The 14,707-nt window shown below is 71.2% G+C and carries 13 protein-coding genes; 6 read left to right on the plus strand and 7 right to left on the minus strand.

Annotated features, from left to right (window positions below; translation table 11 throughout):
* Positions 1 to 19 precede the first annotated feature (19 nt).
* Genes ACFWI4_RS16470 through ACFWI4_RS16480 form a run of 3 tightly spaced genes read left to right on the plus strand, consistent with a single transcriptional unit; the run spans position 20 to position 2,451 of the window.
* The gene (locus ACFWI4_RS16470; protein WP_385394488.1) at positions 20 to 808 is read left to right on the plus strand and encodes an ABC transporter ATP-binding protein; all 789 of its coding nucleotides are present in this window, start codon (positions 20 to 22) and stop codon (positions 806 to 808) included.
* Complete coding sequence (locus ACFWI4_RS16475; RefSeq protein WP_387196229.1) at positions 795 to 1,697, plus strand: ABC transporter permease; 903 nt, start codon at positions 795 to 797, stop codon at positions 1,695 to 1,697. The genes ACFWI4_RS16470 and ACFWI4_RS16475 overlap by 14 nt, the downstream gene beginning before the upstream one ends.
* A gap of 7 nt (positions 1,698 to 1,704) precedes the next feature.
* The gene (locus ACFWI4_RS16480; protein WP_385394483.1) at positions 1,705 to 2,451 is read left to right on the plus strand and encodes a sirohydrochlorin chelatase; all 747 of its coding nucleotides are present in this window, start codon (positions 1,705 to 1,707) and stop codon (positions 2,449 to 2,451) included.
* Positions 2,452 to 2,475: 24 nt separating this feature from the next.
* On the opposite strand, the gene ACFWI4_RS16485 is transcribed toward ACFWI4_RS16480, so the two are convergent.
* The 3 genes from ACFWI4_RS16485 to ACFWI4_RS16495 all read right to left on the minus strand — a co-directional run bounded on the left by ACFWI4_RS16485 (position 2,476) and on the right by ACFWI4_RS16495 (position 4,168).
* A complete protein-coding gene (locus ACFWI4_RS16485) occupies positions 2,476 to 3,093 on the minus strand; it encodes a DsbA family protein (protein WP_387196233.1) in 618 nt (205 codons plus the stop codon).
* A gap of 126 nt (positions 3,094 to 3,219) precedes the next feature.
* Complete coding sequence (locus ACFWI4_RS16490; RefSeq protein ID WP_387196236.1) at positions 3,220 to 3,627, minus strand: DUF4440 domain-containing protein; 408 nt, start codon at positions 3,625 to 3,627, stop codon at positions 3,220 to 3,222.
* Positions 3,620 to 4,168, minus strand: a complete 549-nt coding sequence (locus ACFWI4_RS16495; RefSeq protein ID WP_387196239.1) for a DUF1697 domain-containing protein — start codon at positions 4,166 to 4,168, stop codon at positions 3,620 to 3,622. Before ACFWI4_RS16495 ends, ACFWI4_RS16490 begins: the two co-directional genes overlap by 8 nt.
* A 298-nt stretch (positions 4,169 to 4,466) precedes the next feature.
* Between ACFWI4_RS16495 and ACFWI4_RS16500 the strand changes: the two genes are divergently transcribed.
* Positions 4,467 to 6,740, plus strand: coding sequence for an MMPL family transporter (locus tag ACFWI4_RS16500; protein ID WP_387196241.1), 2,274 nt, complete (start codon positions 4,467 to 4,469; stop codon positions 6,738 to 6,740).
* A 178-nt stretch (positions 6,741 to 6,918) separates the two neighbouring features.
* Positions 6,919 to 7,782 (plus strand): phosphotransferase enzyme family protein, encoded by an 864-nt coding sequence (locus tag ACFWI4_RS16505; RefSeq protein WP_385394470.1) that lies wholly within the window; start codon positions 6,919 to 6,921, stop codon positions 7,780 to 7,782.
* A 225-nt stretch (positions 7,783 to 8,007) separates the two neighbouring features.
* Here ACFWI4_RS16505 and ACFWI4_RS16510 read toward each other — a convergent pair whose 3' ends face one another.
* The 4 genes from ACFWI4_RS16510 to ACFWI4_RS16525 form a co-directional block, all read right to left on the minus strand.
* Positions 8,008 to 8,730 carry a 3'-5' exonuclease gene (locus tag ACFWI4_RS16510; RefSeq protein WP_387196244.1) on the minus strand — a complete coding sequence of 241 codons (723 nt, stop codon included), beginning with the start codon at positions 8,728 to 8,730 and terminating at the stop codon, positions 8,008 to 8,010.
* A gap of 106 nt (positions 8,731 to 8,836) precedes the next feature.
* Positions 8,837 to 10,075: an SAV2148 family HEPN domain-containing protein gene (locus tag ACFWI4_RS16515; RefSeq protein ID WP_385394465.1), complete on the minus strand. Its 1,239-nt coding sequence runs from the start codon at positions 10,073 to 10,075 to the stop codon at positions 8,837 to 8,839.
* 119 nt (positions 10,076 to 10,194) lie between these two features.
* Complete coding sequence (locus tag ACFWI4_RS16520) at positions 10,195 to 11,511, minus strand: copper amine oxidase (protein WP_387196248.1); 1,317 nt, start codon at positions 11,509 to 11,511, stop codon at positions 10,195 to 10,197.
* A gap of 56 nt (positions 11,512 to 11,567) precedes the next feature.
* A complete protein-coding gene (locus tag ACFWI4_RS16525; protein ID WP_387196251.1) occupies positions 11,568 to 12,380 on the minus strand; it encodes a Tat pathway signal sequence domain protein in 813 nt (270 codons plus the stop codon).
* A gap of 178 nt (positions 12,381 to 12,558) precedes the next feature.
* Here ACFWI4_RS16525 and glgX point away from each other — a divergent pair, with 178 nt between their 5' ends.
* Positions 12,559 to 14,667, plus strand: a complete 2,109-nt coding sequence (gene glgX / locus ACFWI4_RS16530; RefSeq protein WP_385394458.1) for a glycogen debranching protein GlgX — start codon at positions 12,559 to 12,561, stop codon at positions 14,665 to 14,667.
* Positions 14,668 to 14,707 lie beyond the last annotated feature (40 nt).

A 14,707-nucleotide genomic window follows, 5' to 3' on the forward strand; every position in this document is an offset into this window, starting at 1 on the left:
TTCCCAGGAGGTGACGACCATGGCAACGACGCTCGCCAAGGCCGCCGACGGCGCCGCCACGACCGAGTACGCCGCCCGCATCGAGCACGTCTCGAAGTCCTTCGCCGGACCCGCGGGACCCCAGCTCGTCCTCGACGACATCACCCTCGATGTCGCGCCGGGCGAGTTCGTCACCCTCCTGGGGGCCTCGGGGTGCGGCAAGTCCACACTGCTGAACCTGGTCGCGGGGCTCGACAAGCCCTCGGCCGGCACCATCACGACCCACGGGCGTCCGGCCCTGATGTTCCAGGAGCACGCCCTCTTCCCGTGGCTGACCGCGGGCAAGAACATCGAACTCGCCCTGAGGCTCAGGGGAGTTCCGAAGGCGGAGCGGCGCGAACGGGCCGAGGAACTGCTCGAACTCGTCCGGCTCAAGGGCGCGTACGGCAAGCGGGTGCACGAGCTGTCCGGCGGTATGCGCCAGCGGGTGGCGATGGCCAGGGCGCTCGCCCAGGACAGCCAGATCCTGCTGATGGACGAGCCGTTCGCGGCGCTGGACGCCATCACCCGGGACGTGCTGCACGACGAACTCACGCGGATCTGGCGGGAGACGGGACTGTCGGTCCTGTTCGTCACGCACAACGTCCGCGAGGCCGTCAGGCTCGCCCAGCGGGTGGTCCTGCTGTCCTCCCGCCCGGGGCGGGTCGCCCGCGAGTGGAGGGTGGACATCCCGCAGCCGCGGCGCATCGAGGACGCCCCCGTGGCGGAACTGTCCATCGAGATCACCGAAGAACTGCGTGGGGAGATCCGCCGTCATGGCCAGCACTGAGACGAAGTCCGACGCGGCCGTCCGGGACAACGACGGGCTCGGCGGACTGGAGGCGGGACTCGACGCTCTGGAGTCCTCCGTCGCCGGCCGGCGCTCCTTCGGCACGACGTTCCGGCAGAAGGTGCTGCCCCCGCTCGTCGCGTTCGTGATCGTCCTGGCCGCCTGGCAGGCACTGATCACCTTCAAGATCGTCGACGACCCGACCAAGCTGCCCTCGCCGTCGGACGTCTGGGGCGAGGTGAAGAACGCCTGGCTCCAGGGCACCCTGCTCGACTACATCTGGACGAGCGTCTCGCGCGGTCTGCTCGGCTTCCTGTTCGCCCTGGTGATCGGGACCCCGCTGGGCCTGCTCGTGGCCCGGGTCAAGTTCGTGCGCGCCGCGATCGGCCCGATCCTGTCGGGTCTCCAGTCCCTGCCGTCGGTGGCCTGGGTGCCGCCGGCCGTGATCTGGCTCGGCCTGGACAACTCGATGATGTACGCCGTGATCCTGCTCGGCGCGGTCCCCTCGATCGCCAACGGGCTGGTGTCGGGCGTCGACCAGGTGCCGCCGCTGTTCCTGCGGGCCGGCCGCACGATGGGCGCGACGGGCCTGAGGGGGACCTGGCACATCGTGATGCCGGCCGCCCTGCCCGGCTATCTGGCCGGTCTCAAGCAGGGCTGGGCGTTCTCCTGGCGCTCCCTGATGGCCGCGGAGATCATCGCCTCCTCCCCCGACCTCGGCGTGGGCCTCGGCCAGCTGCTGGAGAACGGCCGCAACGCCAGCTCCATGTCGATGGTCTTCCTCGCCATCTTCCTCATCCTGTTCGTCGGCATCGCCATCGACCTGATCGTCTTCAGCCCGGTGGAGCGGTGGGTGCTGCGCAGCCGCGGACTCCTGGTGAAGGGCTGACCCCGTCATGAACAGGCCCGAGCGTCCCGTCCTCGTCGTCATCGCCCACGGCAGCCGCGATCCGCGGCACGCCGCGACGGTGCACGCCCTGGTGCGGAGGGTGCGTTCCCAGCGCCCGGGCCTGCGCGTGGAGACCGGGTTCCTCGACTTCAACGTCCCCTCCGTGCAGGGGGTGCTGTCGTCGCTCGCGGCCGAGGGGGTGCGTGACGTGGTGGCGCTGCCGCTGCTGCTGACCCGCGCCTTCCACGCCAAGTCGGACATCCCGGCGGTGCTGCGCGAGGCGCCGTCGCGGCTGCGGATCCGGCAGGCGGAGGTGCTCGGTCCGTCCCCGCTGCTGACGGCCGCGCTCGAACGGCGGCTGTACGAGGCCGGGCTCGCGCCCGCCGACAAGTCCCGGACCGGGGTCGTACTGGCCTCGGCCGGGTCCACCGACCCGGAGGCGATCGCAGTGATCGCAGAAATCGCGCGGGAGTGGCGGCACACCGGTTGGTGCGCCGTGCGGCCTGCGTTCGCCTCCGCATCCCTTCCCCGCACCGAGGACGCCGTCCACGAGCTGCGGGCCCTCGGCTGCGAACGCGTCGCCGTCGCCCCCTACGTCCTGGCCCCCGGTTTCCTGCCGGACCGCATCGCCCGGGGCGCCGCCGGCGCGGACGTGCTCGGCGACGTCCTCGGTCCCGCGCCGGAGGTCGCCCGGGTCCTGCTGGACCGCTACGACGAGGCGCGGACGCCGTCGCTCGCCGCGGTCGGCGCCTGACCTTCGCACGGCACCCCGAGGGTCTCAGTCGAAGGCGAGTCCGCCGGTGCGGGTCCGCTTGAGCTCGAAGAAGTCGGGGTGGGCGGCGAGGACACGGAAGCTGTCGAAGAGTTCGGCGGCCTTCTCGCCGCGCGGGACGGCCCGGAGCACGGGTCCGAACCACACCGTTCCGTCGACGTGGACGGTGGGGGTGCCGACATAGGTTCCCGTGTCCGCCTCGGTCCCGGCGTCATGGCTGCGACGCACCGCCTCGTCGTACGCGGGGTCGTGGGCCGCGCCGGCGAGCGCGGCGGGGAGTCCGAGCTCGGCGAGCCCCTCGGCGATCACCGCGTCGAAGTCCTTCGCCCCGCGCTCGTGGATGCGGGTGCCGAAGGCGGTGTAGAGGTCGCGCAGCACCTTCTCGCCGTGCGCCTCGGCCGCGGCCACCGCGACCCGTACCGGACCGATGGACCGGTCGACCAGATCCCGGTACCAGTCGGGCAGTTCGTTGCCGATGTTGTGCAGGTACAGGCTCATGGCGTGGAACCGGAGGTCGAGCGGGCGGCTCCGCTCGACCTCCAGGATCCAGCGCGAGGTGATCCAGGCGAAGGGGCAGGCGGGGTCGAACCAGAAGTCGACCCGGGTGGGCGAGGTGGTTGTCATACCGTCGAGGCTAGTCGCGAGGTGGCACGGAAACCCGGCCCAATTCCGCACCGGAAACGTGGGCCAATTCGGGTGGCTCGGACCCGGCGCGCGACGTTCTCGCGCCCCTCGTCCACGGCGTCCACGCTACGGGCCCGGGGTGGACGGTTCCTGGACGAACGCCACCGCGTCGGCGGGACCGTACGGGGTGCCCTGGTGGAAGTAGAGGAGCCACTCGTCCCCGAGGAGCCGCCACAGCGAACTCCGATGCGCCCGGCGGCCGTTGTTGTCGGTGTCGAAGGTCAGATGGACCAGGTCGGGGGCGAGCTGCACCCCCTTCACACGGGAGGTCGTGGTGCGGCTGCCGTCCTCCGTCCCGGCGGCGAGCAGGGCGACCGTCGCCTCGCGGTCCCAGATCCGGCCGGACGCGCCGAACTCGTAGAAGTCGGGGTGCAGCAGCGCGGCGACGAGGTCGGCCGAACGGCGCACCGCCGGGTCGAGCAGCCGCAGCTCGCCCTCGATGGCGGCCTCGACGGCGGCATTGCGCTCAAGCACCGGTCAGCTCCTCCAGTTTGACGACGGTGTTCCAGTTCCGTGTGGTGGCGAGGAGCCCCTTGACCAGCCTGGCCTTGCCCAGGGTCTCCGCCAGCCTGGAACGGCCGAGGCCGTCGGGCGCGTAGAGGTAGAGGGCGCGGTCCCCGAGGCGGAACTCCTCGGGCAGGAAGGCGGCGGGCTCGACGGAGGCGAAGCGCTCGGCGTCGACGGGGTGCGAGAAGTACGTGACGTGCAGCTGTCGGCCCTCCAGCTCGGCGGCCGGGAACGGACAGGCCTCCCGGACGGCCCGCAGATAGGCGTGGTCGCGGACCAGTACGCCGACCTCGAAGCCGAAGTGCCCGGCGACGGCCGCGGACAGCTCCTCCGCGAGGGACTCCTCGTCGCCGGCGGCGCTGCTGAACACCGCGTTGCCGCTCTGGAGATAGGTTCGGACGTCGCCGTACCCGAGCCCTTCCATCAGGGTGCGCAGCTCGGCCATCGGCACCTTCTTCGCGCCGCCCACGTTGATGCCGCGCAACAGCGCCGCGTACGTCGTCGTCATCCGCCCACCATAGGCCGGGCCGCCGTGCCCCAGGGTGTGGGCGCGACGGCCGTATCGCGGGGAGCCGCCGGCCGGTGCCCAGGTCCGGGCCGGCCCCTGAGCGCCGTCCCCGAGAAGTGCCGTTAGGTGTAAGGGGCTTCTGTCCTCCCCAGTGCGGAGGAGGCGGGGTCCGCGGGGAGGAGCGGGAGGCGCGACGGTTCACCGGACAGTACGAGGAGACGGGCTCGTCGGGCCCCTACCTTCGATACGGAAGGTGGCGGCAGGGGGCTGTCACCGTGCTCAAGGGGGCAGGCCCGTCATGGGGAAAGCGAACACACGGGTGCGCGGCATCGCCGCGCGAGCAGGCGGCTGGAGCGCCCGCCACCGATGGGCGGCCGTCGGGATCTGGGTGCTGTTCGTCGTCCTGGCGATGGGCGCCGGCTCCGCGGCGGCCCGTGTCGACGTCAACGAGAGCGACCAGCTCAAGGGCGAGACGCACACCGCCGCCAAGATCATCGAGGATGCCGGCATCAAGGAGCCGGCCAGTGAGACGGTCCTGATCCAGGCGAGGGGCGCGGGCGTCAAGGCCACGGACGCCGAGTTCAGGAGCGCGGTCTCGGCGGTCGTCGACGCGGTCGGCGCCACCGGCAGGGTCACCGACGTGACCTCGCCCTACGACACGAGGACGATCTCGAAGGACGGGCGCAGCGCGCTCGTCCAGTTCGACATGCGCGGCGACGCGGACACGGCCGGCGACCGCGTCGCGCCCGTGCTGGACGCCGTCAAGGGGGTGCAGAAGGACCACGCCGGGCTGCGGATCGAGGAGATCGGCGGCGCGAGCATGAAGAAGCAGTACGACGACGCGTTCGGCGACGACTTCCAGAAGGCCGAGCTGTCCGCCGTCCCCGTGGCGCTGGGCATCCTGCTGATCGCGTTCGGCGCGCTGGTGGCGGCGCTGCTTCCGGTGGCGCTCGCGGTCACGGCCATCATGGCGACGATGGGCCTGATGGGTCTGGTCAGCCATCTGATGCCGATGAGCGACACGGCCAACTCGGTGATGCTGCTGGTGGGTCTGGCCGTCGGCGTCGACTACTGCCTGTTCTATCTGCGGCGCGAGCGCGAGGAGCGCGAGGCGGGCCGTGACGCCGGTACGGCGCTGCGGATCGCCGCCGCGACCAGTGGCCGCGCGATCATCGTCTCCGGGGTCACGGTGTGCGTGGCGATGGCGGGCATGCTGTTCACCGGGCTCGCCCAGTTCGAGGCGATGGGCCTGGCCTCGCTGATGGTCGTGGCCGTCGCGATGGTCGGCTCGGTCACCGTGCTGCCCGCGCTGCTGTCGCTGCTCGGCGACCGGGTGGAGAAGGGCCGCGTTCCGTTCCTGCACCGGTCCAAGCGGCGTGCCGCGAGCGAGGGCGGGGTCGAGCGCCGGCGGGCCGACGAGGGCAGCCGGTTCTGGGGCGCCGTCCTGCGGGTGGTGCTCGCCCGCCCCGCCGTCTCCCTGGTCGTCGCGACCGGAGCACTGCTCGCCATCGCCGCACCGGCGCTCGGCATGAAGACCCAGCAGCTCACCCTGGACAAGGAGTTCGGCAACTCGCTGTCGATCGTCGGCACCTACAACCGGGTCAACCAGGCCTTCCCCGGCGGCTCCGAGCCGGCCGAGGTGGTCGTCAGGGCGCGGGACATCAACGCCGCCGAGGTCAAGAGCGCGCTCGCCGACTTCCGCACGGAGGCGGTCACTTCGGGTGCCTCGCGCGGCCCGGTCGACATCAAGGTGCACGCGCAGGACAACGTCGCGTTCGTCTTCGTCCCGCTGGTCGGCGGTTCCGACCAGGCCAAGGCGGAGAAGAGCCTGGAACTGCTGCGCGACACGGTGCGCCCGCGGACCCTGGGCAAGGTCGACGGTCTCCAGGCGCCCATCACCGGCCAGGTCGCGGGGTCGCACGACTTCAACGACCAGCTCATCGGCTCGGTGGCCCCGGTGTTCGCCTTCGTGGTCGTGTTCGCCTTCGTCCTGATGCTGCTCTCCTTCCGCTCCCTGACGATCGCGGTCACCTCCATCCTGCTCAACCTCCTCTCGGTCGCGGCCGCCTACGGCATCCTGGTCGCGGTCTTCCAGCACGGCTGGGGCGCGTCCCTGGTGGGCGCGGCGGGCGTCGGCGCCATCGTCACCTGGCTGCCGCTGTTCCTGTTCGTGATCCTCTTCGGGCTCTCGATGGACTACCACGTGTTCGTGGTGTCCCGGATCCGTGAGGCGCGGATGCGGGGCCGCAGCACCAAGGACGCGATCCGGCACGGGGTGGTCACCACGGCCGGTGTGGTCACCAGCGCCGCCGTCATCATGGTCGCCGTCTTCGCGATCTTCGGCACGCTGTCCATGCAGTCCATGAAGCAGATGGGTGTGGGCCTGGCGGCCGCGGTGCTCATCGACGCGACGGTCATCCGGGGCGTCCTGCTCCCCGCCGTGATGGCCCTGCTCGGCGAGCGCAACTGGTACCTGCCGAAGTGGCTGGACCGGATGCCCGACCTCACGCACGACGAGGCCCCCGAGGCCGAGTCCGCGCCGCTGCCGCTGGGTGAGCGGGCCGGGGTGTAGCGGCCCCGTCTCCCGTAGGTCCAGGGCCTGCCGGTCTCCTCCTCGCGGAGGGGGCCGGCAGGCCCTTTCGCCTCTCCGGCCTGGGCGAATGGGAGACTGGGCGGCGGACGGCGCGCACCCGGGGCCGTCGTGGTGCGCGGGCCGCGCGGGCGGCCGGTGGAGAACACGGAGGCGAGTGATGGACGAGGCACGGGCGCGGGACGTACTGGCCGCGGCGAAGGTCCTGCCGGGACCGGCGCGGGACGCCTCGCTCCTCGCGCTCGGCGAGAACGCGGTGTTCGGCGCGGGTGATCTGGTCGTCAAGGTGGGCCGTGACGCCGAACTCCTCGGCCGGGCGCGCCGGGAACTGGCCGTCGCCGCCTGGCTGGCGGAGTCGGACGTCCCCGCGGTACGGGCCGCCGAACCGGAGGCCCTGCTGGTCGAGGGGCACCCGGTGACGGTGTGGCACCGGCTGCCCGACGCCGTCCGCCCGGCGGAGCCGGGTGATCTGGCCGGGCTCCTGCGGGTGGTGCACGCGCTGCCCTCCCCCTCCTTCGCGCTGCCGCCCCGCGAACTCCTCGGCGGTGTGGAGCGCTGGCTGCGGCTGGCCGGTGAGGCGGTCGACCCCGCGGACGCGGCGTATCTGCGGGAGCGCCGCGACGGTTTCGCCGCGGCGGCCGCGGCGCTCACCCCGCATCTGCCGCCGGGCCCGATCCACGGCGACGCGCTGCCCCGCAACGTCCACGTCGGCCCGGACGGACCGGTCCTGGTCGACCTGGAGACCGTCTCCGCGGACCTGCGTGAGCACGATCTCGTGGTCATGGCCCTGTCCCGCGACCGCTACGGGCTTCCCGCCGAGGCCTACGACTCCTTCACCGGGACGTACGGGTGGGACGTCAGGGAGTGGGAGGGCTGCTCGGTGCTGCGCGGTGCCCGCGAGACGGCCAGTTGTGCCTGGGTCGCCCAGCACGCGCCGACGAACCCCAAGGCGCTGGCCGAGTTCGAGCGCCGGGTGGCGTCGCTGCGGGACGGCGACGAGACGGTGCGCTGGTACCCCTTCTGACCCGGGCACCCGTGCGGTCCGGCCGGCCCCACCGCCTCGGCGGATGCGCTCGCGCCGAGGGACTCGTCCGGCTCGGCGGCCCGTCCGGCCCACCGGCGGGGCGACCCGTCGGGCCCGCTCGCCTCGATCAGCCGTCCGGCCTGTCGGACTCGACCGGCCTCGCCGGGCCGTCCCCGTCGCGCCGCGTCCCCGGCGTCGGGTGCGGGCACGGGGGCCGGCCGGAGGTCAGACGCGTTCGTCCGTGAGGTCCCGGAGCGGCCAGGTGCCGTCCACCACCGCGTCCGTCTCGCCCTTGCGGCGCAGGAAGGACTGGAAGTCCGCCGCCCAGTCCGCGTACCACTCGATCTGCCGGTGGTGCAGCTCCACCGGGCCGAGGGCGGCGACCTTGGGGTGGCGGCCGGCTATCGCGCAGGCGAGCCGGGCCGCGGCCAGGGCGTCGGCCGAGGCGTCGTGGGCGGAGTCCAGGACCACCCCGTACTCGGTGCAGACCGCCTCCAGGTTGCGCTTGCCCCGGCGGTAGCGGTCCACGGAACGGTCGATCGTGTACGGGTCGATGACCGGAGCCGGGTCGATGCCGCCCAGCCGCTCGCGCAGCGACGGCAGTCCGTGGCGCCTCAGCTCGGCGGAGAGCAGGGTGAGGTCGAAGGCCGCGTTGTAGGCGACGACCGGGACGCCGGTGCGCCAGTACGTGACGAGGACGCCCGCGATGGCGTCGGCGACCTCGTCCGCGGGGCGGCCCTCGGCGGTCGCCCGTTCGTTGGTGATCCCGTGGACCGCCACCGCGTCGACCGGGATCTCCACGCCCGGATCGGCCAGCCATTCTCGGCGGCCCAGCGGCTCTCCGTCCCTGACCTCTATCACGGCGCCCGTGACGATGCGCGCCTCGCGCGGATCGGTCCCGGTCGTCTCCAGGTCGAAGCCGATCAGCAGCTCCCGGTGCCAGCCCATGGGTGGCCCCCCTTCCTCGTGGTGCTTTCCCCCAGTGGTCTCCACGATCGCACGGGCCACTGACAATCCGGGGACCGCGTTCCACCGGGGCGGAAGGAGCGGCCTTTCAGGACACGGGCCGCGAATCCGCCCAAGCCACCTCGAACTCCTCGCGATATGTCGGGAAAAGTCCTTCTTCGCCCACTTCGTCCGCTTTGAGGAGGCGGCTTCCGCCGCGCAGCACCAGGACCGGCGCCTCCATGCCGCGCGTACGGCGCAGATAGGACTGCACGACCGCGATGCCGTCCGAGCCGTCCCCGTCCACGAGGTACGCGGTGAAGCGGGGCGTCTCGTCGTAGACCTGGATCTCGAAGGCGTCCGGGTCGCGCAGCCTGGACCGCACCCGCCGCATGTGCAGGATGTTCATCTCCACCGACCGGCTCAACTCGCCGCGCTTGATGCCGAGTTCGCGCTCGCGCCGCTTGACCGCGCTGGAGGCGGGGTTCAGGAACAGCAGCCGGGCACGGCAGCCGGACTCGGCGAGGCGGACCAGGCGGCGCCCGGAGAAGTTCTGCACCAGCAGGTTCAGGCCGATGCCGATCGCGTCGAGCCGGCGGGCTCCGCCGAACAGGTCCTCGGCGGGGAACTGGCGCAGCAGCCGCACCCGGTCGGAGTGGACGCCGACGACATCGGCGTAGCGGTCGCCCACCAGGTCCTCGACGGCGTCCACGGGCAGCCTGCGCGCGGAGGGCACGTCGCTCCCGGCGCCGAGGATCTCCAGGAGCTTCGCCGCGGCCCGCTCGGCCTGGTTCAGCACGGCCTCGGACAGGGCGCGGTTGCGCGACACGACGTTGCGGGTCACCTCGAGCTCGTCCAGGGCGAGTTCGACGTCCCTGCGTTCGTCGAAGTAGGGCTCGAAGCAGGGCCAGTGCTGGACCATCAGCTCGCGCAGCTGGGGCAGCGTCAGGAAGCTCAGCACGTTGTCGTCGGCCGGGTCGAGCAGGTAGCCCTTGCGGCGGCTGACCTCGCGTACGGCGACGGCGCGCTGCACCCACTCCTGGCCGGCCGGTCCCGCGGCGGCGACCACCCAGTCGTCGCCGTGGACGGGTTCGTAGATGGGCCGGAGAACAGCGGCCACGACCGCGCGCAGCCGCTGTTCGACCAGGTTCAGCCAGATGTAGGCGCGCCCGGCGCGCTGGGCGCGGGTGCGCACCTCGCGCCAGGCGTCGGCGCCCCAGTCCAGTTCCGGTCCGATGGATCCCATCTCCATCGGCCGTGCCAGGGACACCGCGCCGGGTGGGACATCTGTGGAGTTCCCCTCGTGACCCTCGTCACCAGGAGGCAGCTCCAGCCCTCCCGAGCCCACCCGCGCACCGCCTTCCGCTCCCCCGAGCACTCCCCAGGGGCCAGGCCCCAATCAACGATCAAGGAAGGGTACTCCGGGAGCGGCGAGCGGTGCAGCCGGATGCACAGGTCGTTTCCCAACTACCTAGGCTGGACATGCCCGTTCTGGTTCGCGAGCTCCGGCGGAGTGAGCGGATTCATAGCGGTGACGTCACGCGGGGCGATGGAGAATCCCTGCCAGTGGACCGGCATCGGCTGCTGGTCCTCGTCCCGGGCGATGTGGTGGAAACCCACGTTGACCCAGACCACGGGGTGGGTGAGCGTCTGTCCGTCGACGTACTTGTCGACGGATTTGCCGTGTCCGGCACCGCAGTTGCGCAGGTTGTCGCTCGCGAACTGCTCGCACTTGTTGTACTCGGTGAAGTAGACGTCGTGCTTGGTGAAGGCGTGGCCGAGGTACTTGGTGGTCGCGCCCGGGACGATCTCGTACGAACGTGCGTGGTTGTCCTTGTTCTTGCCGGTGTTGCTGACGATGCGCCACCAGCGCATGTTCTTGGCGTCGCCCGCGAGTTCCTTGGTGACCTTGGTGACCGTGGTCTTGTTGCTGGGGGCCTCCTGGCCCTGCGCGGGCGGGCTGACCACGGAGTCGTACTGCTCGACCTTCTCCTTGGACGAGCCGTCCAGGGCGAAGTTGAGCCTCCAGAAGATGTTGTGGCTGTGGCTGGTGGCGTAGTCCTTGGCACCCTTGCCGAGCGGCCAGCCGCGGCCGTCGCCCGCGTCGTAGTCACCGGGCGAGAGGCTGCCGGTGGCACCGACGTTCATGTTGATGGTGCCGTCGTCCTGGAACCGCCACTCGGTGATGTACTCGTACCAGCCGACCTTGTTGACCGTGTAGATCAGCAGGTCCTTGCCCTGCTTCTGGAAGACCTTGTTCCCGGTGTCGGCCTCCATGCGGTAGGCGTGACCGCGTGAACGGGTCGTGGTGCACAGGCCCTTGACGTTCGCGTGCTGCGGGTCCCAGGCGTCGGGGACCTTGACGGTCTTGATGGCGCCGCCCGGGCACTCGGCGGGGACCATGTCCACCAGGCCCTGGCCGAAGCCCGCGCCGGTCAGGTCGCTGTACTCGACCGATCCGTCGTCGTAGGGGACGTCGATCTGGGCGAGCTTGGCGGTGCTGAGGACCTTGATCGGGGCGGCCTCGCCGGGGGGCTGGTAGGAGATGTTCTCCAGGACGAGCCCGGCCTCGCTCTCGTAGTGCCAGCACATCCGCCACGTGGTACCGGTGGAGAGCTTCTGTTCGATCTGGAAGGCGGAGCTGCACGCGGGTGCCGGCGCGGGCGCGGACCTCGGCTGGGCGACGGCCGGTCCCGCGGCCGTCGTCGCGCCGGCGGCCAGGGCGAACACCGAGAGACCCACGGCCGCCCGGCTGCGGGCACGGCTGTTTCTGTTGACGCGCATGAAGAGACGACTCCTTGCGGAAAGCTGTGAAGGTGGGAAGGACGAAGAAGCGGCGCTCAGCGGAGCTTGCCGACCTTGCGGGCGCTCAGGTCGATCACCAGGTCACGGCTGTCGATCCAGGGCCCGTTCTTGACCTTCGGGAAGAGCCGGACGCACCGGTGTTCGCCGCAGGCGCCGAGGACGGCGGGCTGGGCGCCGGGCGTGGCGCGGTAGACCATGCTGTTCAGCATCAGCTGGTCGGGCGAGGTGAGTTCCTTGCCGGTCGCGTCCTTGAAGTCGGCCTTGAGGCCCGCGCCGAGCGGATCGGCGATCAGCAGCCTGGCCGCCTCGGTCATCTCGTCACGGCTGATGGGCGGCTGCACGCCGTGCTGGACGCCCGTCTGCTCGACCTTCCCGGTGCCGAGATCGACCGTCTTGGTGACGAGCGTGTCGTTCTTGTAGTCGTAGAACGTGATGTCGGCCCGGCGCGGCGCGTCCGGGTTGTCCAGGTCGGCCGTGTCGGGTTCGGCGAGGTCCACCCCGATGCGCTGCGGTCCGCGCGCGCCCTCGACGTTCTCGCTGGAGTCGAAAAGCGACCGGTTCACCGCGATCTGCTCGGCGCGCCGCATCTCGTCGTCGGTCAGCGGGTCACGGCCCTTGCCCTTCTGCCCCTCGGCCGGCGCCCGCTCGACGACTCCGGGCGGCACGGCGCCGCCCTGTCCGTCCTGCGCCGTCTGCTGCGCGGTCCCGCCGCCCCCTGTCGTTCCGCCCGATTCGTCGGCCCCCGCCGCCCCCGGAAGGGTGACACCGATCATCACGGCCGTCCCCGCCACCGCGATGGCCGCACCCGCCACCACCTTGCCCAGATGGCGGTGCACTATCTTGCGCACATTTCCCCCTACTCCCCCTACTTCCCCAGGAGTCGTTTGAGTCCCACTGGTTCGGCATACGAGATATGCCTGGTCGCGGGGTAAGAGGGATGTAAGGCATAGGAGGTTCCGTCAATTCCGGGGAGACTCGGCTCGGACTCGCCCCCAGGGGCACGGCACTACTGGAAGAGTCATATCCATGCAGGTCTGGCCTGGCGAGGCGTATCCACTCGGTGCCACGTACGACGGCGCCGGAACCAATTTCGCGGTCTTCTCCGAGGCCGCCGACCGTATCGAGCTCTGCCTTCTGCACGACGACGGCTCGGAGACCGCCGTGGAACTGCGGGAGACCGACGCGTTCGTGCGGCACGCGTACCTGCCCGGCGTCATGCCGGGACAGCGCTACGGGTTCAGGGTGCACGGGCGGTACGCGCCCGAGCGCGGGCAGCGGGCCAACTCGGCGAAGCTGCTGCTCGACCCGTACGCGCGTGCGATCGCGGGCTCCATCGACTGGGGCGAGGAGGTGTACGGCTATCCCTTCGGGTCGCCCGACAAGCGCAACGACCTCGACTCGGCCCCGCACACCATGTCGTCGGTCGTGGTCAACCCGTACTTCGACTGGGGGGACGACCGGCGCCCCCGGACGGAGTACCACCACACGGTGATCTACGAGGCCCATGTGAAGGGCCTCACGATGCTGCACCCGGAGCTCCCGGACGAGCTGCGCGGCACCTACGCGGCGCTCGCCCATCCGGCGATCATCGAACACCTGACGGAACTGGGCGTCACGGCGCTGGAACTGATGCCCGTACACCAGTTCGTGAACGACCACCGGCTGTCCGACATGGGCCTGAGCAACTACTGGGGCTACAACACCATCGGCTTCTTCGCCCCGCACAACGCGTACGCCTCCTGGGGCGACCGGGGCCAGCAGGTGCTGGAGTTCAAGTCAGCCGTCCGGGCGCTGCACGAGGCCGGCATCGAGGTCATCCTCGACGTGGTCTACAACCACACGGCCGAGGGCAACCACCTGGGCCCGACGCTCTCCTTCAGGGGCCTCGACAACGCCTCGTACTACCGGCTGGCGGACGACCCCCGCTACTACACGGACACCACGGGCACCGGCAACTCGCTCCTGATGCGTTCCCCGCACGTCCTGCAACTGATCATGGACTCGCTGCGCTACTGGGTCACCGACATGCACGTCGACGGCTTCCGCTTCGACCTCGCGGCCACCCTGGCGCGCCAGTTCCACGAGGTGGACCGGCTGTCGTCGTTCTTCGACCTCGTCCAGCAGGACCCGGTGGTCTCCCAGGTGAAGCTGATCGCCGAGCCCTGGGACGTCGGCGAGGGCGGCTATCAGGTGGGCAACTTCCCGCCGCTGTGGACCGAGTGGAACGGCAAGTACCGCGACACCGTGCGCGACCTGTGGCGCGGTGAGCCGCGCACGCTGGCCGAGTTCGCGTCCCGGCTGACCGGTTCCTCCGACCTCTACCAGGACGACGGCCGCCGTCCGCTCGCCTCCATCAACTTCGTGACCTGCCACGACGGCTTCACCCTGAACGACCTCGTGTCGTACAACAACAAGCACAACCAGGCCAACGGCGAGGACAACCGGGACGGCGAGAGCCACAACCGCTCCTGGAACTGCGGCGCCGAGGGCGAGACGGACGACCCGGACGTGCTGGCGCTGCGGGCCAGGCAGCGGCGCAACTTCATCGCCACCCTGATGCTCTCCCAGGGCGTGCCGATGCTCAGCCACGGCGACGAGTTCGCCCGCTCCCAGGGCGGCAACAACAACGCGTACTGCCAGGACAGCGAGCTGGCCTGGGTGCCCTGGCCCGAGGAGGACTGCGAGCTCCTCGACTTCACGCGGGCGATGGTGTGGCTGCGCCGGGACCATCCCGTCTTCCGGCGGCGGCGCTTCTTCCACGGGCGGCCCGTCCAGGGCACCCACGACGAGCTCTCCGACATCGCGTGGTTCACCCCGGAGGGCCAGGAGATGACCCAGCACGACTGGGGGTCCGCGCAGGCCCGCGCGCTGTCCGTGTTCCTCAACGGCAACGCGATCTCCGAGCCGGGCGCGCGCGGGGAGCGCATCTCCGACGACTCCTTCCTGCTGATGTTCAACGCCTCCCCCAAGTCCCTGGAGTTCGTCGTCCCCGCCGACCACGGGCGCCAGTGGCAGGTCGTCGTCGACACGTCCCTGGCGGAGGGGGTGGCTCCCGGCACCGGCGCGAAGGTCACGGCCGGCGACCGGCTGACGCTGGTCGACCGGAGCATGACCGTGCTTCAGCGGCCCGCCTAGGAGAGCCGCTTCCCCGCCCCGCGCGCGGTGACCCCGGGAC

The organism is Streptomyces sp. NPDC127038 (assembly GCF_042725875.1).
Taxonomy (GTDB): Bacteria; Actinomycetota; Actinomycetes; order Streptomycetales; family Streptomycetaceae; genus Streptomyces.

Bases quoted from the DNA above. Each gene is read 5' to 3' on its own strand.
- ACFWI4_RS16470 (WP_385394488.1), top strand. From the start codon at position 20: ATGGCAACGACGCTCGCCAAGGCCGCCGACGGCGCCGCCACGACCGAG.
- ACFWI4_RS16475 (WP_387196229.1), top strand. From the start codon at position 795: ATGGCCAGCACTGAGACGAAGTCCGACGCGGCCGTCCGGGACAACGAC.
- ACFWI4_RS16480 (WP_385394483.1), top strand. From the start codon at position 1,705: ATGAACAGGCCCGAGCGTCCCGTCCTCGTCGTCATCGCCCACGGCAGC.
- ACFWI4_RS16485 (WP_387196233.1), bottom strand. From the start codon at position 3,093: ATGACAACCACCTCGCCCACCCGGGTCGACTTCTGGTTCGACCCCGCC.
- ACFWI4_RS16495 (WP_387196239.1), bottom strand. From the start codon at position 4,168: ATGACGACGACGTACGCGGCGCTGTTGCGCGGCATCAACGTGGGCGGC.
- ACFWI4_RS16500 (WP_387196241.1), top strand. From the start codon at position 4,467: ATGGGGAAAGCGAACACACGGGTGCGCGGCATCGCCGCGCGAGCAGGC.
- ACFWI4_RS16505 (WP_385394470.1), top strand. From the start codon at position 6,919: ATGGACGAGGCACGGGCGCGGGACGTACTGGCCGCGGCGAAGGTCCTG.
- ACFWI4_RS16510 (WP_387196244.1), bottom strand. From the start codon at position 8,730: ATGGGCTGGCACCGGGAGCTGCTGATCGGCTTCGACCTGGAGACGACC.
- ACFWI4_RS16520 (WP_387196248.1), bottom strand. From the start codon at position 11,511: ATGCGCGTCAACAGAAACAGCCGTGCCCGCAGCCGGGCGGCCGTGGGT.
- glgX (WP_385394458.1), top strand. From the start codon at position 12,559: ATGCAGGTCTGGCCTGGCGAGGCGTATCCACTCGGTGCCACGTACGAC.